This is a genomic window from Mesorhizobium sp. MC2-1-1 (genome assembly GCF_057597255.1).
In genome coordinates this window covers 2,782,862-2,805,311 of the sequence record NZ_CP195205.1, presented here as the reverse complement: position 1 = coordinate 2,805,311, position 22,450 = coordinate 2,782,862, and the positions used below count along the sequence as shown (strand labels likewise).

General features: G+C 64.8%; 19 protein-coding genes. 10 read left to right on the top strand and 9 right to left on the bottom strand.

Annotated elements, in window-relative coordinates; all coding sequences use genetic code 11:
* Nucleotides 1-49 precede the first annotated feature (49 nt).
* The gene (locus ACR64R_RS13970; protein WP_487362196.1) at nt 50-946 is read left to right on the top strand and encodes a LysR family transcriptional regulator; all 897 of its coding nucleotides are present in this window, start codon (nt 50-52) and stop codon (nt 944-946) included.
* A gap of 78 nt (nt 947-1,024) precedes the next feature.
* Here ACR64R_RS13970 and ACR64R_RS13965 read toward each other — a convergent pair whose 3' ends face one another.
* Nucleotides 1,025-2,521 carry an aldehyde dehydrogenase family protein gene (locus tag ACR64R_RS13965; RefSeq protein WP_487362195.1) on the bottom strand — a complete coding sequence of 499 codons (1,497 nt, stop codon included), beginning with the start codon at nt 2,519-2,521 and terminating at the stop codon, nt 1,025-1,027.
* A gap of 142 nt (nt 2,522-2,663) precedes the next feature.
* Between ACR64R_RS13965 and ACR64R_RS13960 the strand changes: the two genes are divergently transcribed.
* The 8 genes from ACR64R_RS13960 (at nt 2,664) to otsB (ending at nt 12,824) form a co-directional block, all read left to right on the top strand.
* Nucleotides 2,664-3,407, top strand: a complete 744-nt coding sequence (locus ACR64R_RS13960; protein WP_487362194.1) for a glucose 1-dehydrogenase — start codon at nt 2,664-2,666, stop codon at nt 3,405-3,407.
* 27 nt (nt 3,408-3,434) lie between these two features.
* On the top strand, nt 3,435-4,526 hold the full coding sequence (locus ACR64R_RS13955; protein ID WP_487362437.1) for an isocitrate/isopropylmalate dehydrogenase family protein: 1,092 nt from the start codon (nt 3,435-3,437) through the stop codon (nt 4,524-4,526).
* A 4-nt stretch (nt 4,527-4,530) separates the two neighbouring features.
* Nucleotides 4,531-5,679 (top strand): alpha-hydroxy acid oxidase, encoded by a 1,149-nt coding sequence (locus tag ACR64R_RS13950; protein WP_487362193.1) that lies wholly within the window; start codon nt 4,531-4,533, stop codon nt 5,677-5,679.
* A gap of 114 nt (nt 5,680-5,793) precedes the next feature.
* A complete protein-coding gene (gene fghA, locus ACR64R_RS13945) occupies nt 5,794-6,627 on the top strand; it encodes an S-formylglutathione hydrolase (RefSeq protein ID WP_487362192.1) in 834 nt (277 codons plus the stop codon).
* A gap of 144 nt (nt 6,628-6,771) precedes the next feature.
* Entirely contained in the window at nt 6,772-7,830 is a 1,059-nt protein-coding gene (locus ACR64R_RS13940; protein ID WP_487362191.1) for a glycosyltransferase family 4 protein, read from the top strand.
* Between the two features lie 103 nt (nt 7,831-7,933).
* Nucleotides 7,934-10,096, top strand: a complete 2,163-nt coding sequence (locus ACR64R_RS13935) for an amylo-alpha-1,6-glucosidase (RefSeq protein WP_487362190.1) — start codon at nt 7,934-7,936, stop codon at nt 10,094-10,096.
* Nucleotides 10,097-10,245: 149 nt separating this feature from the next.
* Nucleotides 10,246-12,039 carry an alpha,alpha-trehalose-phosphate synthase (UDP-forming) gene (locus ACR64R_RS13930; protein WP_487362189.1) on the top strand — a complete coding sequence of 598 codons (1,794 nt, stop codon included), beginning with the start codon at nt 10,246-10,248 and terminating at the stop codon, nt 12,037-12,039.
* Nucleotides 12,036-12,824 (top strand): trehalose-phosphatase, encoded by a 789-nt coding sequence (otsB, locus tag ACR64R_RS13925; protein WP_487362188.1) that lies wholly within the window; start codon nt 12,036-12,038, stop codon nt 12,822-12,824. The genes ACR64R_RS13930 and otsB overlap by 4 nt, the downstream gene beginning before the upstream one ends.
* Before the next feature lie 12 nt (nt 12,825-12,836).
* Here the strand turns inward: otsB and ACR64R_RS13920 are convergent, their stop codons facing one another.
* From ACR64R_RS13920 to ACR64R_RS13885, 8 genes are all read right to left on the bottom strand, one after another.
* A complete protein-coding gene (locus ACR64R_RS13920) occupies nt 12,837-13,913 on the bottom strand; it encodes an ABC transporter ATP-binding protein (protein ID WP_487362187.1) in 1,077 nt (358 codons plus the stop codon).
* Nucleotides 13,910-14,710, bottom strand: coding sequence for an ABC transporter permease (locus ACR64R_RS13915; protein ID WP_487362186.1), 801 nt, complete (start codon nt 14,708-14,710; stop codon nt 13,910-13,912). The genes ACR64R_RS13920 and ACR64R_RS13915 overlap by 4 nt, the downstream gene beginning before the upstream one ends.
* A 1-nt stretch (nt 14,711) precedes the next feature.
* Entirely contained in the window at nt 14,712-15,572 is an 861-nt protein-coding gene (locus tag ACR64R_RS13910; RefSeq protein ID WP_487362185.1) for an ABC transporter permease, read from the bottom strand.
* 66 nt (nt 15,573-15,638) lie between these two features.
* The gene (locus tag ACR64R_RS13905; RefSeq protein WP_487362184.1) at nt 15,639-16,643 is read right to left on the bottom strand and encodes an ABC transporter substrate-binding protein; all 1,005 of its coding nucleotides are present in this window, start codon (nt 16,641-16,643) and stop codon (nt 15,639-15,641) included.
* Nucleotides 16,644-16,706: 63 nt separating this feature from the next.
* Complete coding sequence (locus ACR64R_RS13900) at nt 16,707-18,182, bottom strand: aldehyde dehydrogenase (protein ID WP_487362183.1); 1,476 nt, start codon at nt 18,180-18,182, stop codon at nt 16,707-16,709.
* Nucleotides 18,179-19,231: an LLM class flavin-dependent oxidoreductase gene (locus tag ACR64R_RS13895; RefSeq protein ID WP_487362182.1), complete on the bottom strand. Its 1,053-nt coding sequence runs from the start codon at nt 19,229-19,231 to the stop codon at nt 18,179-18,181. Before ACR64R_RS13895 ends, ACR64R_RS13900 begins: the two co-directional genes overlap by 4 nt.
* Nucleotides 19,232-19,236: 5 nt before the next feature.
* Nucleotides 19,237-21,042, bottom strand: coding sequence for an alpha/beta fold hydrolase (locus tag ACR64R_RS13890; protein ID WP_487362181.1), 1,806 nt, complete (start codon nt 21,040-21,042; stop codon nt 19,237-19,239).
* Nucleotides 21,035-21,622 (bottom strand): amino acid synthesis family protein, encoded by a 588-nt coding sequence (locus ACR64R_RS13885; RefSeq protein WP_487362180.1) that lies wholly within the window; start codon nt 21,620-21,622, stop codon nt 21,035-21,037. The genes ACR64R_RS13890 and ACR64R_RS13885 overlap by 8 nt, the downstream gene beginning before the upstream one ends.
* 138 nt (nt 21,623-21,760) lie before the next feature.
* Here ACR64R_RS13885 and ACR64R_RS13880 point away from each other — a divergent pair, with 138 nt between their 5' ends.
* A complete protein-coding gene (locus ACR64R_RS13880) occupies nt 21,761-22,438 on the top strand; it encodes a GntR family transcriptional regulator (RefSeq protein ID WP_487362179.1) in 678 nt (225 codons plus the stop codon).
* Nucleotides 22,439-22,450 lie beyond the last annotated feature (12 nt).

The following is a 22,450-nucleotide window of genomic DNA, read 5'->3' as shown; positions in this document are numbered from 1 at the left end:
CTGCCGGGTCTGAATAGGTCAGGAGGTCAGACCACCTGCCCGAGCGGACATGTCCAGCATCAATCTCAAACTTCTGCAGACGTTCCTGCTTGCCGCCGAAAACGGCAGCTTCCGTCGCGCTGCCGAAGAAAGCAACCGCTCACCGTCCGCCGTTTCCATGCAGATACGCGACCTCGAGGAGCAGATCGGCATCTCGCTCTTCATCCGCACGGCGCAGCGCGCCAGCCTTACGCCCGAAGGCCAGGTGCTGTTCGAGGAGATCGCCAACGCGATGTCGCAGGTGCAGTCCAGCCTAGACCGGCTGACCGAGATCGCCGCGCGGCGCAAGGGCAAGGTGCAGATTGCCTGCGCGCCGACGCTCGCGGCGAGCAGGCTGGGCGACATACTGGCGACGTTCAAGTTGCGCTATCCGCGCTCGATGGTCGAAGTCATCGAGACGCCGCCGCAGGCGGCGCTGGCGCTTCTGCAGCAGCAGGAAGTCGAGTTCTATCTCGGCCCCGAACTGCCGAACCTCAACGACTTCCAGTTCGAGTCGATCCTGGACGATCCGCTGATGGCCTGCATCCCGACCGAGACCTATGGCGGCGAGCGGAAGATCAATCTGTCCGACCTCGCGCGTTTCCCGCTGATCCTGCTCAACCGCAAGACGGCGGTGCGCGGGCTTCTCGATCGGCTGACGGCGGCGGAAAGCATCGAGCTCAAGCCGCAATACGAAGTCGAAAGCGCGCAGACGGCGGTGGCGCTGGTGTCGTCGGGACTGGGCGTCTGCGTCGTGCCGGGTATCGCGATCTCGCGCAACGACGAGCGCATGCGCGTGGTGCCGATCGACCATCGCGATGCCCATCGCTCCGTCGGCATCATCACCGCGCGGGGCTATGTGCACCACTCCTTCTCCGAACAGCTGATGAACCTGATCCGCACCAATCTGCGCGAACTGGCTCACTAACGTTCCGGCGCGTTGGCTGACTCTTTGTTTTAAAGCAATTCCGGACGGAAAACCGCTGCGCACTTTTGGTGGAATTGCTTACTCTGTCTGTATCCAGACTGCCTTGGTCTCCAGATATTCGTGCATATGCTCGACGCCGCCCTCGCGGCCATAACCGGACATCTTCATGCCGCCGAACGGCACGGCCGGGTCGATGGCGTGGTACATGTTGACCCAGACGGAGCCTGCCTTGACGCGGCGCGCGAGCTTGTGGGCAGTGCCGAGATTGGTGGTGAAGATACCGGCCGCCAGGCCGTAAGGCGTCGCGTTGGCGCGCGCGACCGCTTCGTCCAGCGTGTCGAAAGGCATCGCAGAGATGACCGGCCCGAAGATCTCTTCCCGCGCGATCGTCATCTTGTCCGACACCGCGCCGAAGACGGTGGGGGCGATGAAGTTGCCGCCGTCATAAAGCTTGCCTGTCAGCCGTGAGCCGCCGGCGACCAGCTGGGCGCCTTCCTCGTTGCCGGCCTTGATGTAGCCTTCGACCTTGCCGGCCTGCCTGGCGTTGATCAGCGGGCCGATCTCTGTTTCCGCCTCGATGCCGTGGCCGATGCGCAGCTTGCCGGCGAACTCGGCGACCCGGCGCACGAACTCGTCATGGATTTCACGCGCCACGAACAGGCGCGAGCCGGCGATGCAGATCTGGCCCGAATGCACGAACACCGCCATCGCGGCGACCGGGACTGCCTTGTCGATATCGGCGTCGCGGCAGACGATGATCGGCGACTTGCCGCCGAGCTCGAGCGAAACGCGCTTGAGGTTGGTGACGCCGGCACGGGCGATCGCCTGGCCGGTCAGCGTCGAGCCGGTGAAGACGATCTTGTTGACGTCGGGATGTTCGGCAAGCCGGGCGCCGGCTTCGGCCCCGGTCCCGGTGACGATGTTGACGACGCCGTCGGGCACACCGGCTTCCTGCATCAGCTTCGCGATCAGGAGCGGCGTCAGCGAGGCATCCTCGGACGGCTTGAGCACGATGGTACAGCCCGTGGCCAAGGCCGGCGCAATCTTCCAGATCGAGGCGGCGGTGGGCGCATTCCAAGGGATGATCGCGCCGACGACGCCGACCGGCTCGCGCCGGGTGAAGGTGACGATCTCGCCCGGAATGGAATTGTCGATCGCCTCGCCATGCAGGGCGGTCGCCATGCCGCCATAGAAGCGCAGCATGCCGATGACCCGGCGCCGGTTGGCCAGCGTTCGGGTAATCGGCAGCCCCATGTCGAGCGTGTCGGAGACGCTGAGCTCTTCCCAATGCTTCTCGAACAGGTCGGCGATCCTGAGCAGCACGCATTGCCGCTCGTAGGGCGAGAACTTGGACCAAGGCCCCTCGAACGCGGCCCGCGCGGCGGCCACCGCCGCGTCGATATCCGCGGCTCCGCCGCGTGGCACCGTCGCCAACGTCTCCCCCGTCGCCGGGTTCAGCGCCTGCATCAACTGGCCGGATTGTGCCGCGACCCACTTTCCACCGATGAACATCGGCCGGAATTCGCCATGGTAGAGCGCGGTGGCCTTCGCCCTCGGGTCGAAGTTCAGCGTCATCGTCTCCTCCTCACGAATTGCGACGCGACTATTACTCCCGCCGGGGGCCACCTCAAACAAGGAAAGCTAAAAGGGCGTTCAGATAATCGGACTGTGCAAGCCGCGCGTCTTCCCCGATGGTCTCGGCAACGGAGGAACAGATATGAGACTTGCTGGCAAGGTCGCCATCGTCACCGGTGGCGGGTCGGGATTTGGCGAAGGGATCGTCAAGAAGTTCGTCGCCGAGGGCGCGTCGGTGGTGCTGATGGACCGTGACGGGGCAGCGGCTTCGCGCGTTGCTGGCGACGCCGGCGACAAGGTGCGGCCGATCACGGGCGACGTGTCGACGCTGGAGAGCTTCGCGGCTGCCGCCGACCTGGCGCGCTCGGCCTTCGGCGGCCTCGACATACTGGTCAACAATGCCGGCGTCGCGCAGCCGCCGCTGCCGCTGGAAACGATGGACGAAGGCCTGTTCGACCGCATCGCCAACGTGAACATGCGCTCCATCTACAACGGCGCCCGCGCCGTGGTGCCGCATTTCAAATCCATCAAGTCCGGCGCGATCCTCAACGTCGCTTCCACCGGCGGCGTCTCGCCGCGCCCGAACCTCACCTGGTACAACGCCTCCAAGGGCTGGGCGATCGCCGCCAGCCGCGCCATGGCGGTCGAACTCGCGCCCTTCGGCATCCGCGTCAACGCGATCAACCCGGTCGCCGGCGACACGCCGCTTCTGTCCACCTTCATCGGCTCCGGCGAGGAAAACCGCGCCCGCGTGGTCGCCACCATTCCGATCGGCCGGCTGTCGACGCCGCAGGACATGGGCAACGCCGCCGCGTTCTTATGCTCCGACGAAGCCAGCATGATCACCGGCGTCGACCTCAATGTCGACGGCGGCAAATGTATCTGACTGTTTGCGGTTCCTGAGAGATTGGCGATGAAGGATGTCTATGAGATCGCGGTCGTGCATGGCGACGGCATCGGCCCCGAGGTGTGCGCCGCGGCAGTCGAGGTGGTGAAGGCGGCATTCGGATCGGGCTGTCCTTTGCGATTCACCGAATACCCGGCCGGGGCGGAACACTTCCTCAAGACCGGGCAGAGCTTTCCGCAGCCGACCTTTGAGGCCTGCCGGGCGGCGGATGCGATTCTGCACGGCGCCGGCGGGCTGCCCGGCGTGGTCTATCCGGACGGCACCGAAGCGGGGCTCGACTTCACGCTGAGGCTGCGTTTCGAGCTCGACCTCTACGCCAACATCCGCCCGATCCGGCTCTTCGAAGGCGTGACGAGCCCGCTCAGCGGGGTGAAGGCCGGCGACATCGATTACATCATCCTGCGCGAGAACAGCGAGGGGCTTTACGCGGCGCGCGGGGCAGGAGCGCTGCTGCGCGGCGAGGTGGCGGTCGACACGCTCGTGCAGACGCGCGCGGGGATCGAGCGCATCGTGCGCAAGGCCTTCGAACTCGCGCGCCAGTCGAACGGCGCGCCGCGCGACGGTGTGCGGCGGGTGACCTGCTGCGACAAGGCCAACGTGCTGCGCAGCTACGCCTTTTTCCGCTCCGTCTTCGACGAGGTGGCGAAGGACTACCCCGACATCGCGACGGAACATGCGCTGGTCGACGCCATGGCCATGCACCTCGTGCTCAAACCCGGCCACTTCAACGTCATCGTCAGCGAGAATATGTTCGGCGACATTCTCTCGGACCTGGCGGCGGCGACGGTCGGCGGCATGGGCATGGCGCCCTCGGCCGAGGTCGGCGACGCAAAGGGCTTCTTCCAGGCGGCGCACGGATCCGCGCCGGATATTGCGGGCAAGGGCATCGCAAATCCCTACGGGACGATCCTGTCGGCGGCGGCCATGCTCGACTGGCTCGGGTGCGGACATGACGACGAAAGGCTGCGCCGGGCCGCCGAACAGATTCGCCGGGTGACGGAAGCGTGCCTGGCGAACGGGCTGCTGAGCGCCGACCTCAAAGGGAAGTCGTCGACCGCCGAGATCACAGGGAACCTCTGCGACCGGCTCGCGGCCTGAGGCGATGGGGCGACTGGACCGCTGCGTATCGGTCGAGGATTTCCGCCAGCTGGCGCGCCGCCGGCTGCCGAAGTCGGTCTTCGAGTTCGTCGACGGCGGGGCAGGTCAGGAACTGACCTTGCAGGACAACCGCGCCGGCTTCGAGCGTATCCGGTTGCTGCCTCGCGTGCTGACCGATGCTTCCCAGCCGGACCTGACCACCTCGATGTGGTCCACGACCTATCCGACGCCATTGGTGATCAGCCCGATGGGGTCGTGCGCCCTGGTGCGACCCGGGGCCGATATCGCGATCGCGAAAGCGGCGGTGGCACGCGGTATTCCTTACACGCTGTCGACCATGGCGACGACCGGCATCGAGCGGATGGCAAGGGCGGTCCAGGGACCGCTCTGGTTCCAGCTCTATGTGCTGAAGGATTTCGATTTCAATCGCCAACTGGTGCGGCAGGCTGAAGCGTTCGGCTATTCGGCGCTCGTCGTCACGGTCGATCTCCAGACGGGCGGCAAGCGCGAGAAGGATCTGAGGAACGGAATTTCGATCCCGCTGCGGCCTTCCCTGCGCCACGTGCTCGAAGGGATCGCGCATCCTGGCTGGTCGTTTCGGCTGCTTCGCGGCGGCTTGCCGCAATTCGAGAATGTCCGCGGCTATCTCGGCGACACCAGCGCGGGGCTGACGATCGCGGCGCGCGTCGGTCGCAATCTCCATGCGGGTTTCGACTGGGACGACTTTCGCACGATCCGCGACTGGTGGAAGGGCCCGCTGGTCGTCAAGGGCGTCCTGAATTCGGATGATGCCGCGCGGTTGATCGAGGCGGGCGCGGACGGGATCTGGGTGTCCAATCATGGCGGCCGGCAGCTTGACGGCGCGATATCGAGCGTCGATGCGGTCGGCGCCGTGCTCGCGGCCGTGGACGGCCGCGCTCCGGTCCTGATCGATTCCGGCATTCGCACGGGCGTGGATGTCATCAAGGCAAAGGCACGCGGAGCGACCGCCTCAGCTATTGGCCGGGCGGCGCTGTTCGGCGCGGTGGCGGGCCAGGCCGGCGTCGAGCGCGTGCTGGATATCCTGCTTGACGAAATCGCAACGGGCCTGAAGCTTTGCGGCGTGCCCCGTTTTCAACAAGTCGGCCCGGACCTGATCGCTGCCGCGGGCTAACCGAACGCGCGCGCTTCATCGCGCCGCCGATCTTCGTTTGCCGAAGCGGCGGGTTGCGTCGATCATGCCCGGCGGTTAAGCCGGGTCAGGATTTTCCGACAAGAGGCAGAGCTGATGAAGGTCGTTTCCACTTCCAAATCGCATGGCGGCGTCCAGGGCGTCTATTCGCACGCTTCCGAGGCCTGCGCCTGCGACATGACCTTCGCCGTCTTCGTGCCGCCCCGGGCGAAGGACGGGCCGCGCCCGGTCCTGTGGTACCTGTCGGGCCTCACCTGCACGCACGCGAATGTCATGGACAAGGGCGAATACCGTCGCTTGGCATCCGAGCTCGGGCTCGTCATCGTGTGCCCCGACACCAGCCCGCGCGGCGCCGACGTTCCGGACGAGAAGGACAATTGGCAGTTCGGCTGCGGCGCCGGCTTCTATCTCGATGCGGCGCAAGAGCCTTACGCGAAGAACTACCGCATGTATTCCTACATCACCGAGGAATTGCCGGCGCTCGTCGCCGCCAATTTCCCGGCCGACATGTCGCGCCAGGCGATCTTCGGCCATTCGATGGGCGGGCACGGCGCGCTGACGATCGCGCTGAAGAATCCGGAGCGTTACCGGAGCTGCTCGGCCTTCGCGCCAATCGTGCAGCCGTCCACGGCCGGCTGGTCGCGGCCGGCTTTCGAAAAATATCTCGGATCGGACGAAAAGAGCTGGCGCGCCTATGACGCGACGCTGCTGATCGAGGACGGCAAGCGCTTTCCGGAACTGCTCGTCGATCAGGGCACGGCGGACGGCTTCCTACAGGACGGCCTTCGGCCATGGCTGCTGGATGAGGCGTGCAAAAAGGCAGGGATCGATCTCACCCTTCGGATGCACGAAGGTTACGACCATTCCTATAATTTCATCTCGACCTTCATGGACGATCACCTGCAGTGGCATGCCCGCCACCTTGGGTGATGTTGTCTGGAACGCCGCGAGGTTGGAAGCCCTGGCCGACCTGTCATGGCTATCGAGCGGATCTCAATCGCGTCCGCGACCAATTGGGCAGGAACGATCTCGCGGCTGACGCATTTTGCTTCGCGTCAACAGCCGAGGGACCCGATGCGCATTGCCCATGTCGCGCCGCTCTACGAATCCGTGCCGCCGAAGCTTTATGGCGGCACCGAGCGGATCGTCTTCTACATCACCGAAGCACTGGTCGCGCTCGGGCATGACGTGACGCTGTTCGCGAGCGGCGACAGCGAGACGTCGGCCAGGCTGTTGCCCGGGCGCGACAAGGCGATACGCCTCGACGCACGGCCGAAGAAATCGGAGATCGCCGCGCATCTCGCGATGCTGGCGGATGTGCGCGAGCGCGCCGGCGAGTTCGATGTCATCCATTTCCATCTCAGCCACTTCCTGCATTTCCCCTTCTTCGAACAGATCGCGGCGCGGACGGTGACGACGCCGCATGGCCGGCTCGACTATGTCGACTTGGCGCCGGCCTATAAGCGCTTCCCGCGCTTCCCGATGATCTCGATTTCGCGCAGCCAGAAGCGCGGCCTGCCGGATGCGAACTGGCTGACAACGATCCATCACGGACTGCCGCTCGACGCCTACCGGCCGACCTACGAGCCGCGGGCGCAAGAGCCGTATCTAGCTTTCCTTGGCCGCCTGTCGCGCGACAAGCGGCCGGACCGCGCCATCGAGATCGCGCGGCGGTCCGGATTGAAGCTGAAGCTGGCGGCCAAGATCGGCGACGACGACCGGGCCTATTTCCGCGACAACATCGAGGCGCTCATCGACGGTGACCGTATCGAATACGTCGGCGAGATCACGGAAGACAAGAAGGCCGCGTTTCTCGGCAACGCGGCCGGCCTGCTGTTCCCCATCGATTGGCCGGAGCCCTTCGGCCTCGTCGCGATCGAGGCCATGGCCTGCGGCACGCCAGTGATCGCCTGGAACAACGGCGCCCTGCCGGAGATCGTCGACAACGGCGTCACCGGCTTCGTCGTGGACAGCGTGGATGATGCTGTCGCGTCGGTGCCTGCAATTCTCGACCTCGACCGGCGGCAGGTGAGGGCGGTCTTCGAGAAAAGGTTCTCGGCGACAAGAATGGCGCGCGACTATCTTGCGGCCTATATGCGCCTGACCGGCATGCCGGAGGCCATGGCTTCCTGACCTTCACTGCGCCAATCTACGAGATTGACCATGATGTCGTCCGAAAACCGCTGCACACTTTTCGGCATCATGCTCTTGGGCGGGGCAAACGAAGAGGTGATCAATGACGGAGCTCGACGAGCGCAAGCTCGATCCCGCCGTGGCCCTTTCCTCGCTGGACGAAACGGCGCCGCGCGAACCGCACCGGCTTTTTGCGCTCAAGCAGGGCGACTGCTTCGCCGTCGCCGACGCCTATGGCGACATCAGGGGGGCGGGCGACGGGTTCTTCCGCGACGACACGCGCGTGCTGTCCGAGTTCCGGCTTACCATCGGCGGCAGGCAGATGTCGCTGCTCGGCGCCTCGCTCAGCCAGGATAATGTGCTGTTCACGTCCAACCTGACCAACCTGCCGATCCAGAGTGTGGCCGGCCGCGATATCCCGCAGGGTGCTATCCATATCGAACGCGTCAGGCTGATCTGGCAGGACAGGCTTTTCGAGCGCATCACGCTTTCCAACTACAGCCGCGAGCATTCGACCATCACGGTCTCGCTGCATTTTTCCGCCGACTTTCGCGACATGTTCGAGGTGCGAGGCTCGACCCGGGTGAGGCGTGGCACCACGCATGTCGCCAAGACCGACAAGACTTCGGTGCTGCTCGGCTATGACGGCCTGGATGGCCTGCCGCGGCTTTCCGCGATCTCCTTTTCGCAGGCGCCCGACCAGTTGAGCGACAACCGCGCCGACTTCCTCATCGCGGTGACCAAGCGCAGCCAGAAGGTGCTCTATGTCGAAGTCGGTCCCGAGGTTGCCGATCCGCCCGACCGCGACCGCTTTCGCGCCGCGGCGGCACGCGCCCGCTTCGGCATGCGCGCCAAGCGCAGGCATGGCGCCACGGTGCACAGTTCGGGGCGCGTCTTCAACGATTGGGTCGAGCGCGCCCGCGCCGACGTGGCGCTGCTCACCACCGAGCTTTCGACGGGGCCCTATCCCTATGCCGGCATCCCATGGTTTTCGACGGCATTCGGCCGCGACGGCGTCATCTCGAGTCTGCAGATGCTTTGGCTCAATCCCGGACTGGCGCGCGGCGTGCTGGCTTTTCTCGCCGAGCACCAGGCGACGGAGACATCGCCCTTCAGCGATTCCCAGCCGGGCAAGATCATGCATGAGACGCGCAAGGGCGAGATGGCGGCGCTGCGCGAGCTTCCCTTCGGCCGCTACTACGGTGGCGTCGACACCACGCCGCTTTATATCCATCTGGCTTCCGCTTATGCCGACCGCACGGGCGACATGGCTTTCATCGACAAGCTTTGGCCCTCGCTCAAGGCCGCCGCCGAATGGACGGAGGAAGCGAGCCGGGCCACCGGCTTCGTCACCTATCAGCGCGCCGCCGAGTCCGGCCTCGCCAACCAAGGCTGGAAGGACAGTTTCGACTCCGTCTTCCATGCCGATGGGCGCATTCCCAAGGGACCGATCGCGCTTGTCGAGGTGCAGGGCTATGTCTTTGCCGCCTTTCGCGGCCTGGCGGCGCTGGCGCGTCGCCGCGGCGAGTATGCCGACGCCGAGCATTGGGAAAACCGAGCCGAGGAAATGCGCGTCGCCGTCGAGCGGGATTTCTGGCTCGACGACATGGATTTCTACGCCCTAGCCATCGATGGCGAAGGCCAGCCCTGCAAGGTGCGGACCTCGAATGCCGGGCATCTGCTTTTCGTCGGCCTGCCGCAGCCCGAGCGCGCCAAGCTGGTCGCCGACCAATTGCTGTCGGCCTCCTTCCATTCCGGCTGGGGACTGAGGACGCTCGCCGACGACGCGGTGTTCTTCAACCCGATGTCCTACCACAACGGCTCGATCTGGCCGCATGACACCGCGCTTTGCGGGGTCGGCCTCGCACGCTACGGCGAACGCGACAGCGTGGTGCGGCTAATGAGCGGGACGTTCGAGTCGGCCGTGCATTTCAACATGCGGCTGCCGGAACTGTTTTGCGGCTTCACCCGCGCGCCTGGCGAGGCGCCAATTGCCTATCCCGTCGCTTGCCTGCCGCAAGCGTGGTCGGCGGGCTCAGCCTTCATGCTGATGCAGGCATGCCTTGGCCTGGAGATCGACGGCTGGGAAGGCGAACTGCATGTCACGCGGCCAAGGCTGCCGATCGGCATCGACACGCTGACGCTCCGCCATCTTTCCGTCGGCGACAAGGCGGTCGATCTCACCTTCCAGCGGGTCGGCGACCGCGTCGTCGCCTTCCTTTCCGACCGGCACGAAGGCCAGGTGCCGCTCATCGTGCGCACGTAAATAAAGGGGCGCAACCCCGCGTTCAACAATCGAAAAATGTCGGAACCCATGGCCGCTTAGTGCGTTGCACACACAGATCCGGCTCACCGGTCCGCAGCCGGCAAGAACGAAAACACTGAGCGGACAGCCGGAGGCAACCTGGCATTTCTATGACACAATATGGCGTCGACCTGTTTCTGGTTCTTGTTCTCGCAAGCCTGGGGCTATCCGCCTTGGCGATCTTCATTTCCATATCCCGGCATCGCCGCAATCGACCGGCGGCAGCGGTGTCGTCCGGCACCGGCGACGACTTCGCCACCGAGGCCGCGCGCAAGGTGTTGCGCGAATTCGAGAAGAACGGGCAATCTGTCGAAGCGGCTCTGGTCACGTGGTCGCCGGACACGCTGCGCAAGATCCTCGCCGACGAATTGCCGGAAGCGCAGGTGATCGTCGTCTCCAATCGCGAACCCTATATCCACAACGAGACCAGGGATGGCGGAGTCGAGCTTGTCGTGCCCGCAAGCGGTTTGGTCTCGGCGCTGGAGCCGATCACGCGCGCCTGCGCCGGCACCTGGATCGCCTATGGCGGCGGCAGCGCCGACCGCCGGATGGTCGACAAGGGCGACCGGGTTCAGGTCCCGCCCGGCAACCCGTCCTACACGCTGCGCCGCGTCTGGCTGAGCGACGATGAATATCAAGGCTATTATCTCGGCTTCGCCAATGAGGGCCTGTGGCCGCTCTGCCACATCGCCTTCACGCGCCCGATCTTTCGCGAGTCCGACTGGGAGGCCTATCAGGCCGTAAACCGAAAATTCGCCGAGACGGTGGTTGCCGAGGCGCGCAATGAGCGCCCGATCGTGCTCGTCCAGGACTACCACTTCGCGCTCTTGCCGCGCATGATCCGCGAGCGGCTGCCGGAGGCGATCGTCATCACCTTCTGGCATATCCCCTGGCCGAACTCCGAAGTGTTCAGCATCTGCCCGTGGCGTGAGCGCATCCTCGACGGCTTGCTCGGCAGCTCCATCATGGGCTTCCACACCCAGTTCCACGCCAACAACTTCACCGAAAGCGTCGACCGCTTCATGGAAAGCCGCATCGAGCGGGCGGACGCCGCCGTCTCCTATGGCGGCCAGGTGACTCTGGTGCACTCCTATCCAATCTCGATCGAATGGCCGGCCGAGGTCCTGAAAGCGCTGCCTAGCGTCGACGATTGCCGCGCGCGTGTTCGCGAGCGGTTCAGCATCCCGGCGGATGCCAAGCTCTGCGTCGGCGTCGAGCGTCTCGACTACACCAAGGGCATCCTCGATCGCTTCCACGCATTGGAGGAGCTGTTCATTCGTCATCCCGAAACGGTCGGCAATGTCGTCTTCCTGCAGATCGCGGCTCCCAGCCGGGGCACGCTGCCGGCCTACAAGCACCTGCACGAGGAATGCATGCGCTATGCCGAGGAGCTCAACCGGCGCTACGGCAGCCAATCCTACAAGCCGGTGGTCATGGTGGCCGAACACCATTCGCAGGCGGCGGTTTATGAACTCTATCGCGCAGCCGACATCTGCCTCGTCACCAGCCTGCATGACGGCATGAACCTCGTCGCCAAGGAATTCGTGGCCTCGCGCGACGACGAGCAGGGCGTCCTTTTGCTCAGCACCTTCGCCGGCGCGTCGCGCGAATTGCTGGAGGCGCTGATCGTCAATCCCTACGACACCGCGACGATGAGCGAGACGATGCTGCAGGCGCTGACCATGGGGCCGGACGAGCAGCGCGAGCGCATGCGGCGCATGCGCGAGATCGTGCGCGACAACAATGTGTATCGATGGGCCGGCAGCATGCTGCTCGACGCAGCGAGGCTCAGGAAGCGCGGCGACCTGGACCGAGTCACGGCTTCATACGATCGGCCAGCGGCCTCCACCGGCGACAATGTCGTTTCCATGTTCGAACGCAAGCAGGCAGTCGGATTCCGATGAATAGTCAGGCAGACCTCACCCCGCCGCTTCCCGAAGGACGCTGGGCGCTTTTCCTCGATATCGACGGCACCTTGCTGGAGCACGCTGCGCACCCGGACAGTGTGACGGTCAGCAACGAGCTGCGGCAATTGCTGGAGACGATCGAGCATCGGCTGGACGGAGCGCTTGCCTTCATCACAGGCCGCTCGATCGCGGCCGTCGACCATCTGTTCGATCCGCTGAAGCTACGTGTCGCCGGCCTCTACGGTTTGGAACACAGGCTTACGCCGGATGGACCGATCGAGGCCGCCGACGAACCGGCGGACATGGCGGTCCTCGCCGATGAGATCGAGTTGGAACTGGCAAGCAAAGCCGTTTATGTCGAGCGCAAGGGGCCAGTGCTCGCCATCCACACGCGAGCCGCGCCCCAACTCCTGGCACGGGCGACGGAACTGGTGGAGGCAGCGCTTGAGCGGCTGCCGAAAGGCTACCGGGTGATTGCCGGCAATGCCGGCGTCGAGCTGATGCCGCTCGAAGCCGCCAAGGGCGCCGCGATCCGGCGCTTCATGCAGCTCGATCCGTTCACCGGCAGGCGTCCGGTGTTCCTCGGCGACGACACGTCCGACGAGAACGGCTTCGACACCGTCAATGCCGCGGGAGGAATTTCGATCCGGGTGAAGCCGCAAGGTGAGACCGCGGCGCGCTTCGCGATCGAAGATGTCGCCAGGGCCATTGCCTGGCTGGCGGCGAATTTCGGCGCCCCCGACGAGCAAGCGGGCAGCGTACGACAAGTTATTCGCGTTTGAAATCGACAGGCCTCAGGCGGGAAAAAGGAAAGCCGCGCCAGGATCGAAGAATACTGCCCGATGGCTTGGTGAGACGTCCTGCGCCGCCAGAGCTGCAGAGGTCGGCCTGATGTCGATCTCCTGACCGGTACCGGTACGCGCGACGATGCGCCGGCGCTCGCCATAGAAGGCGACATCGACGATCTCGACCGCCAGCTCCGCAGTGTTCGGCGAGCGCTCCAGGTGGAACGCCTCCGGCCTGATCATCAGCCTGGCTTTCTGTCCCGAGGCGAAGCTGCCATTGGCATTTATTCCGGAAACGAGCGAACCATCGGCAAGGCGTATGGTGGAGGCGCCGTCCACCGTTGCCAGATGCTCGGCGGCGAGGAAATTCGAGTTGCCGATGAACCCGGCGACGAAATCGGTGGCGGGCCTCAGGTAGAGGTCCTCGCCGGAACCGATCTGCTCGATTCGGCCATCGCGGAAGAGCGCGATGCGGTCCGACAGATGGAGCGCCTCTTCCTGGTCGTGGGTGACGTAGAGGATTGTGACGCCCGTTTCGCGATGGATGCGGCGAATCTCGGCCTGGATCTCCTCGCGCAGTTTCTTGTCGAGTGCCGACAATGGCTCGTCCATCAGAAGGATCGGCGGATCGTAGGCCAGCGCGCGGGCGAGCGCGACGCGTTGCTGCTGCCCGCCGGAAAGCGCGGCAGGCAGACGCTCGGCGAAGCTTTCCAGCCGCACCAGCGACAGCATGTCGGCGACCTTGCGCTTGATCTCGGAGTCGGGCCGGCGGCGGACGCGGAGCGGGAAGGCGACGTTTTCGGCGACGCTCAGATGCGGGAATAGCGTGTAGCGCTGGAAAACCATGCCGATGTTGCGCTTGTGCGAGGGCACCGACAGCAGCGACTTGCCCTGCAGCAGCACGTTGCCGGAGGTCGGGTCCTGGAAGCCGGCGATTGCGTAGAGCGTGGTCGATTTGCCCGAGCCCGACGGACCGAGGAAGGTCAGGAACTCGCCCTTGGGAATATCCAGCGTCACATCGTGGACGGCGGTGAACGCACCGAATGCCTTGCGCAATTTGCGGATTGAGAGAAAGGGTTGGGTCATGTCTGCAGCTTTCGGCGCAAGAGTGCCGTCACGACCATCAGGGCGAGCGTGAGTGCAACCAACAGGCTGGAGGCGGCGGCGATGACGGGGGTGAGGTCGGATCGCAGGCTGCCCCATATCTTGACCGGCAAGGTTTGCAAGGTCGGGCTAGCCATGAAGATCGCCACGACCACCTCGTCCCAAGAGGCCAGGAAGGAAAAGATCGCGGCGGAGAAGATGCCGATGCGGATCGACGGCAGGGTGATGCGGAGCTTCGCCTGAAGCGGACTGGCGCCGCAGACGATGGCCGCGTCCTCGACCGACTTGTCGAATCCTTCGAGCGCTGTGGCGATCGGAATGATGGCGAAGGGCAGTGCAAGCACGGTGTGGGCAACGACGAAGCCGATCGTGGTGCCGCCGAGGCCAAGCTTCAGGAAGAAGGCGTAGATGGCGATGGCAAAAACGACGACCGGCAGCACCATGGGCGTCAAGAGCAGCCCGCGCAGGATCTCGCGGCCGCGGAACTGGGCGCGCACCAGCGCGAAGGAGGCAAGCAGGCCAATGGCGACGGCAAGGATAGCAGTCATCGTGGCGATGCGGGCACTTGTGAGGGCCGCTTCGATCCAGGAGGGATCGGCAAACAATTCCTCGTACCATTTGAGCGTCCAGCCGGGCGGTGGGAATGCCAGCCAGCGCGACGAGCCGAAGGAGAGCAGCACGATGAACACTACCGGCAGGAGCAGAAATGCCGCCACCAGCGCGGTGAAGCCAAGCAGCGCGACCTTCAGCCAGCCGAGGCGGTCATAGTCGAGCAGCATCTCAGGCGGCTCCCGTCGAGCGTTTTGAGCCGACAAGACGCAGTTGCAGCGCATAGAGGGACATGGTGACGATGAGCAGGATGAAGGCGGCGGCGCTGCCGAGGCCCCAGTTGAGCAGCGACTGAATCATCTGCGCGATCATTTCGGCCAGCATCATGTTCGACGTGCCGCCGAGCAGCGCCGGGGTGACGAAATAGCCGAGCGACATGACGAAGACCATCAGGCCGCCGGCGGCGATGCCGGGGAGCGAGAGCGGCAGAAGAATGCGGCGGAACGCGGCAAGCGGGCTGGCACCGCAAAGGGCGGCGGCGCGCAAGGTCATCGGATCTATCGCGCGCAGGGTGGCGACCAGCGGAAGGATCATGAACGGCAGCATAATATAGACCATGCCGATGGTGACGCCTGTGAGATTATTGATGAGCGGCAGCGGTTGGTCGATTATGCCGGCGCTTACCAGCGCCCGGTTGATGACGCCGGTACGCTGCAGCAGCACCATCCAGGCATAGGTGCGGGTCAACAGGTTCGTCCACATCGACAGGATGATGATGCCGAACATGATGGAAGCGAGCGCTGGTGGCATGATCGCAAGCATCCAGGCGACGGGGAAGGCGACCAGCACGGTGACGATGGTGACGACGGCTGCGACCAGGAAAGTGTTGAAGAACACCCGCGCATAGGTGCCATCCCCCAGCAGCGCCGCATAATTCTGCAGGCCTGGAGCGGGGTCGGTGACGCTTCGCAGCAAAAGTGCCAGCACCGGCACGACGAAGAAAAGTCCGATCAGGATCAACGCCGGAAGCAGGCCGCCAAGGCCTGCCGGTATCCGAGGGGTTGCGATCCCTTGCTGTGCTTCCACCGACATGGCGGTTCCCAAGTTGGGGGGCGGGACAGCCGGAGCTGCCCCGATCCTTGTCACGGTCGACGGCGCCTACTTCGCCTGCCAGGCGTACCAGCGCTTGGCGATCTCGTCGCGATGCTCGGCCCAATAGTTCATGTCGAGGTTGATCTGGCCATCGACATGCGCGTCGGGCAGGCCTTTGACCACGTCGGCAGCCATTTCGGCCTTGGCCTTGGTGTTGATCGGCGCGTAGCCGCTCGCCTCGGCGAATTTCGCCTGGCCGGTCGGGCTGGTCGCTGTGGCGAGGAACTTCATCGCTGCGTCCTTGTTCTTGGCGCCCTTCGGCACGACAAGCACGTCGGCGGCGGTGAGGTTCTGGTTCCAGGATACGCCGACATCGGCGCCGTCCTTCTCCAGCGCGAAGACGCGGCCGTTCCACAGCTGGCCGAAGGCGGCTTCACCGGAAGCGATCAACTGCTGCGATTCCGCGCCGCCGCCCCACCACACGATGTCGGACTTGATGGTGTCGAGTTTCTTGAAGGCGCGGTCGAGATCGAGCGGATAGAGCTTGTCGGCCGGCACGCCGTCGGCAAGCAGCGCGATCTCGATCACGCCCGGCGCAGACCATTTGTAGAAGGTGCGCTTGCCGGGAAATTTCTTGGTGTCGAACATGTCGGCCCAGCTTGCCGGCTCGCCGGAGACGGCGCCTTTGTTCCAGGCCAGCACGAATGAATAGTAGAAGCTGCCGACAGCGTTCTCGTTGCTGAAGCGCGGGTCGAGATCGGCCTTCGGCACGACGGCGAAGTCGATCGGCTCGAGCAGGCCGTCCTTGGCGGCCTTGATGGCGAAATCCATCTCGACGTCGACGACGTCCCAGGTGACGTTCTTGCCGTCCACCATGGCCTTCAGCTTGCCGTAGTCGGTCGGCCCGTCCTGCAGCACCTTGATACCCGACGACGCGGTGAAGGGCTCGGCCCAGGACTTGGTCTGAGCCTCCTGCGTGGTCCCGCCCCAACTGGTGAACACCATTTCATCGGCCTTTGCGACCGTGGTCGCCATAAGCCCGGCAACTACGCTTGCGAAAATCAATTTCATCTCGTTCTCCTCTTATCTGTTCTTTCCGTTTCTTGTTCTTTAGTGCACCGCCGTCATGCCGCCTCAGCGCATGACGAAGGAATCTGGAATCGGCTCGTCCGAGGTGCGGATCCACACCGACTTCGAGCGCGTATAATCGCGGATGGCATCGAGGCCACCCTCTCGGCCGAGGCCGGAAAGGCCGTAGCCGCCGAAGGGCACCAGCGGTGAGACGGCGCGGTAGGTGTTGACCCAGACGACGCCGGCATGGATACCGCGCGCCATGCGATGCGCCTTGGCGAGGTTTGAGGTAAAGACGCCAGACGCAAGGCCGAAGGCCGTGTCGTTGGCGAGAGCGAGCGCCTCGGCCTCGCTCTCGAAGGCAATAGCGCTGAGCACCGGGCCGAACAGCTCTTCGCGCACGCAGGAGAGGGTTTGGTCCCGCGCTTCGATGATCGTCGGCGCGTAGTAATATCCCTCAGCGCTGTCTTTCGGCCGTGCGCCGCCGGTGATCAGCCGACCACCGGCCGCCACGCTCTCCGCTACGATCGCCTCGATCCTCTCACGCTGGCGCGAAGTCGCCAGCGGCCCCATCTCGGTAGCTGGATCCTGCGGATCGCCGATGACGATGGCCTCGGCCTTGCCCTTCAGTCGCGCAAGGAAATCGTCCTTGATGGAGCGCTCGACCAGCAGTCGTGACCCCGCGACACAACTTTGGCCGGTGGCTGCGAATATGCCGGCGACGACGGCATTGGCGGCGCTATCGAGATCGGCATCGGCGAAGACGACGACCGGGCTTTTTCCGCCGAGCTCCAGCGTGGTGTAGGCGAGGTTCTCGGCCGTGTTGGCGACGATGCGCCGCGCGGTCGAGGGACCGCCGGTAAAGGCGACGCGTGCGACAAGCGGATGGCTGGTCAGGCGATGCCCGCAATCATGGCCGAAGCCGGTGATGATGTTGACGCTGCCGGCTGGAAAGCCGGCTTCGCCAACCAACTCGGCGAAAGCGAGTAGTGGCGCCGGACCATCCTCGGAGGCTTTGAGAACGACGGTGCAGCCGGCGGCCAGCGCCGGGCCGAGTTTTACGGCCGACAGGAAGAGCTGCGAGTTCCACGGCACGACGGCGGCGACGACACCGATCGGCTCGGGTCGCACAGTCACTTCCATGTCTGCCTTGTCGATCGGGATGAAAGTCCCTTCGTGCTTGTCGGCCAGCCCGCCATAGTAGCGGTAGTAGTCGCCGACATAGGCGATCTGGGCGCGGGTCTCGCGGATAATCTTGCCGGTGTCCCGCGTTTCCAGCTCGCTCAGCCGCCCGGCATTGGCGGCGACGAGATCGCCGAGCTTCACCAGCAGTTTTCCACGCGCGGTCGCCGTCATCGTCGCCCATGGGCCGGAGCGCAGCGCGCGGTGCGCGGCCTCCACGGCCCGGTCGACATCAGCAACGGAAGCGGCCGGCATCGTCGCCCAGGGCAAGCCTGTCGAAGGGTCCATGCTGTCGAAGGTGGAGGAAGGCTCCGTGAACCGCCCGTCGATGTAGTTCCTGAAGGCGGTGCTGCTCATCGCGACCCTGTCTCCCGGAAGGCCGGCATCACCTTATCGATGAACAGCTGCAGCGACTTCTTCTTGCGCTCGTGCGAAAGGCCGCTGTCGATCCAGATCGAGTACTGGTCGTAGCCTTGCGCCTCATAGGTCTTCAGCCGTGCGATCACCTCGTCGGCCTCGCCGATCACGAGGTTTTGCCGGATCTTGTCCGGCGCATATTGCGGCATGGCCGCGATCTCGTCCTCGGTCAGGGGCTCCAGGATGCCCTGGTGGACTGGTTTCTTGTTCTGGAACCAGGCGCCGAACTGGCAGTAGAAGGTCGACAGGTCCTGGGTCAGGCGATCGGCGTCTGCCGCGTCCTCGGCCACGAAAGTGTGCATCAGGAGCATGATCTGCGGCCGTGCTATGTCCGGATGAGCCTGGCAGGCGGCGTTGAAGCGCTCCATCAGGCTTGCGACCTCGCCGTCGCCGGAGGCAAGCGGCGTGACCTGGACCTGGCATTTGTTGGCCACCGCGAAGTCGTGCGAGTTCGGGTCGCGCGCGGCCACCCAGATAGGCGGATATGGCTGTTGCAAAGGCTTGGGCGAGGAAGTCGTCGGCGGGAATTGCCAGAATTCGCCGGAATGCTCGTAGTCGCCGTCCCAGAGGCCGCGGATCGCCGGGATCATCTCACGCATGCGCTGGCCGGCGCCCCAGGCGTCTAGTCCGGGAAAGACGCGCTGGTACTCGTAGCTGTAGGCGCCGCGAGCGATGCCGAGATCCAGCCTGCCGCCCGTCACGACATCGGTCATCGCCGCTTCCCCGGCGAGTTTGATCGGATGCCAGAAGGGCGCGATGATCGTGCCGGTGCCGAGGCGGATCTTTTTCGTCTTGGCGGCGAGATGGGCGATGTTGATGAACGGGTTCGGCGAGATGGTGAATTCCATCCCGTGATGCTCGCCGATCCAGGCCGTCTCGAAGCCGGCCGCTTCCGCCAGCAGGACGAGCTCTTCCAGTTCCGCCAGCAATTCGGAATGCGGCTTGGCAAGATCCGAGCGTTCCATATGGACGAAAAGCGAAAACTTCATCGATCTCACCGCTTGCCGGAATGGATTGGGCCGGAATGGATCGGTGCCGACGGCGCCGGCTTGGCGAGTGGCCGGACCTCGCCTTCGACTTCGTTGCCGACATAGACGCCGAACATGTCTTCCGTTCGCTCGCGCGCATAACGCGCCAGCATCGAACGAACCGCGGGATCGGCGATCTTCAGTTCGGCGATCCGTTCGATCTCGACGAAGCGGACCTGGCCGTCCCCGGAGAGAGGGGAGTCGACCGTTCCACGATAGTAGACGTGGGTGCGCGACACGTTCGTCGCGTCGTCCCATACCGCGTAGAGGAAGCCGAGCTCGGCATCGATCGCCTTTGCCGCAAGTCTCCCCCTGAGGCTGCGGGCATCGCTCGCGGTGCCGAGGCCGCGACCGGCCGGCAACTGGTAGGATTCCTCCGCGGTCTCGAAGAAGAGCACGCGGCCTTCATTCTCCAGAATGGCGCCGACCTCGGTTCCGGGCGGAGCCGCCGCAAGCGCTTCCTGGCTGAGACCCGGCGTGACATAGGCGCCGCGGCAGTAGCCGAGAGGCTGGGCGCCGTTGTGGGTGAAGTCATGGACGCGGCCGATGAGGATCGAATGATCGCCGGCATCGACCAACTGCTCCATGCCGCAATCGAACACCGCGACCGATCCCTCGATCAGTGGATTTCCGGTCTGTCCGGGCTGCCAAGCGACGGACGCGAACTTGTCCGCGGCCTTGGAGGCGAAGATGCCGGATGCCGCCTTCTGGTCTTCGGAGAGGATGTTGATGGCAAAGCCCTTGGAGGTCGAGAAGGCCTGATGCCCCAGTGCCTTCTTGGCGATGCAGACCAGCACCAGCGGCGGCTCGAGCGAGACCGAGGTGAAGGAGTTGGCGGTGAAGCCGCGCGCATCACCGGCCTCGTCGATGGTGGTGACGATGGTGACGCCGGTGAGGAAGGAACCCAGGGCGCGCCGGAACTCCATGGCGTCGAACGTCGGACTCACCTCGGCGCCTGCGGGAACATCTGCCACCTGGTCGAGAAAGGCCGTGATGCGCTGAGTCACTTTTTGCGGCGAAGCGATTGTCATCATGTGCTTTTCGCCGCTCAGAACCAGGCATCGTCCAGCCGGCGCAAGGCGCGCCATCGCGGCGGACATGGCGGGCGTCGAGTTGCGGTCTTCCGAACCTGTCATGAACAGGGCGGGTGCTGCCAAGTCGCCGAGACGATCGGCGTGCGCGGTATCCGCGCTGGCAAAGAGGCGGTAGGTGCGGGCATAGCCCTCGGCATCGACGCTCTCAAGCGCCGAGCGGGCCGTTGCCGCAGCGTCCACCAGAATCGGCGGGACCGGATCACCGAACCAGCGAGCAATTGTCGCGGCGATGGCCGACGGATCGTGGGGGCCGCCGAGCGCTGCGGCCCTTTCGCGCACGGCCCGCGCGAGTTCGGGCGGGCGACGGAAGACGGCGTTGAGACAGACGAGCGAGGCGACGCGTGACGGCGCGCGCAGCGCGATGTCCTGTGCGACCAGCGCGCCCATGGAATGGCCGACGACGGCCACGCGGCCCAGGCCGAGATGATCGAGCAATCGGATCGCCTGATCGGCGAAGTCGGAGAGGTCTGCGTTTTCCGGGGGCAGTGGCGAGGCGCCGTGACCGAGCAGATCGATGGCGACGAGGTCGAACCTGTCCTGCATCGCGACAATCTGCGGCCGCCAGATCGCCGCATCCATGCCGACGCCGTGGATCAGCAGGACAGGGGCCCCTGAACCGGCACGAATGAAGCCGGTACCGTCGGGAGCCCTGCTGCGGATCATTGCTGCGTCAGCCATGCAGATCTCCCACCTCCTTCAGGTCCTGGTAGCGGTCGCCGATGCGGTGGTGCGGACGGCCACCAATCGATGCGCCAAGCGCCACCACCAGCTCGTCAGGGGCAGGTGCGTCGCCGATCTGGAAATGCACTGTGAGGTAATGGGAGCGGCGACCTTCGTCGTTCTTGTCCATCAGCGGGATCATGATCGGCGTGTTGGGGCCGCCGCGTAGATTGGTGAAGGCGAGATAGGTCTTGGCGCCGATGGCGCGGCGGTAGTGGTTGCCGAAATGCAGCGTGTGGATCAGTGCAGACGCATGCTCGATCTCTCCCGACGTGCCGCAGATTGCAGCCTTGCCGTAGCCTTCGATCGCCTCGCCGGAACCTGCCGCATTGATGACCTCCGCGGTCAGCATCTCGCCAAGGACAGGGGCTAACGCTCGGATTTCGGGCGAAAGATCCTCGATGAAGCCACGTCCGGCCCACGGGTTGGTCAGTACCGCGGCGACGCCGATCAGGCGCAGCGGACGCGGCGCTGCCTTGCCGCCTTCGATCAGCGTGTTTTCGGTGTAGGTCACGATCTTGCGGATGGCCGGCTGCATGGAATTCCTTGGGATGAGCCGCTCAGGGCTGCATCGATTTCTGTATCGTCTTATGGTATACCATGCTATGGAATGCAGCGCACCTTGTCAATCGGTCATGGAATCTGTTTTTGTGACAGGGCTAGGGATTTGAGGAAAATGGCTGACGACACGCTCCGCATCGACCGCTCCGCCAAGACGTTGAGGACGCTGGCGCTGGAGCGCATGCGCGAGGCGATCATGGATTTCCATTTCCAGCCCGGCGAAAGGCTGGTCGAGCGGCCGTTATGCGATCAGCTCGGGGTCAGCCGCTCGGTCGTGCGCGAGGTGCTGCGGCAACTGGAAGCCGAAGGACTGGTGCAGATGATACCGGGGCACGGTCCGGCCGTGGCGAAGCCCGACCTCGGCCGGACCGATGAGATCTACGAGCTGCGCGCCCTGCTGGAGGGCATAGCGGCGAAAGCCTGCGCGACATCGGCCACTGACGATCAGATCGCGCTGCTCGATGCGGCGCTGGCGAAATTGCTCGAGGCCTGGGCATCGGGCGTGCCAGCCGAGGTGATGAGGGCCACCGCGAGCTTCTACGAGGTGCTGTTCGAAGCCGCTGACAAGCGCATCGCCTGGGAGATCGTCACCGGTCTCAACGTCCGCATCAACCAGTTGCGGTCGATGACGATCCTGTCGCAGAACCGCCGCGAGCCGGCGATCGCCGAGATGCACGCGATCATGAATGCGATCCGCTCGCGCAATCCGGAGGCAGCGGAGGCCGCGGCCCGGCGGCATGTCGAGTCGGCCTGGCAAATTGCGCGAGACGCGCTTCGTCTGGGCACCGTGTAGAGGGCTCGATCG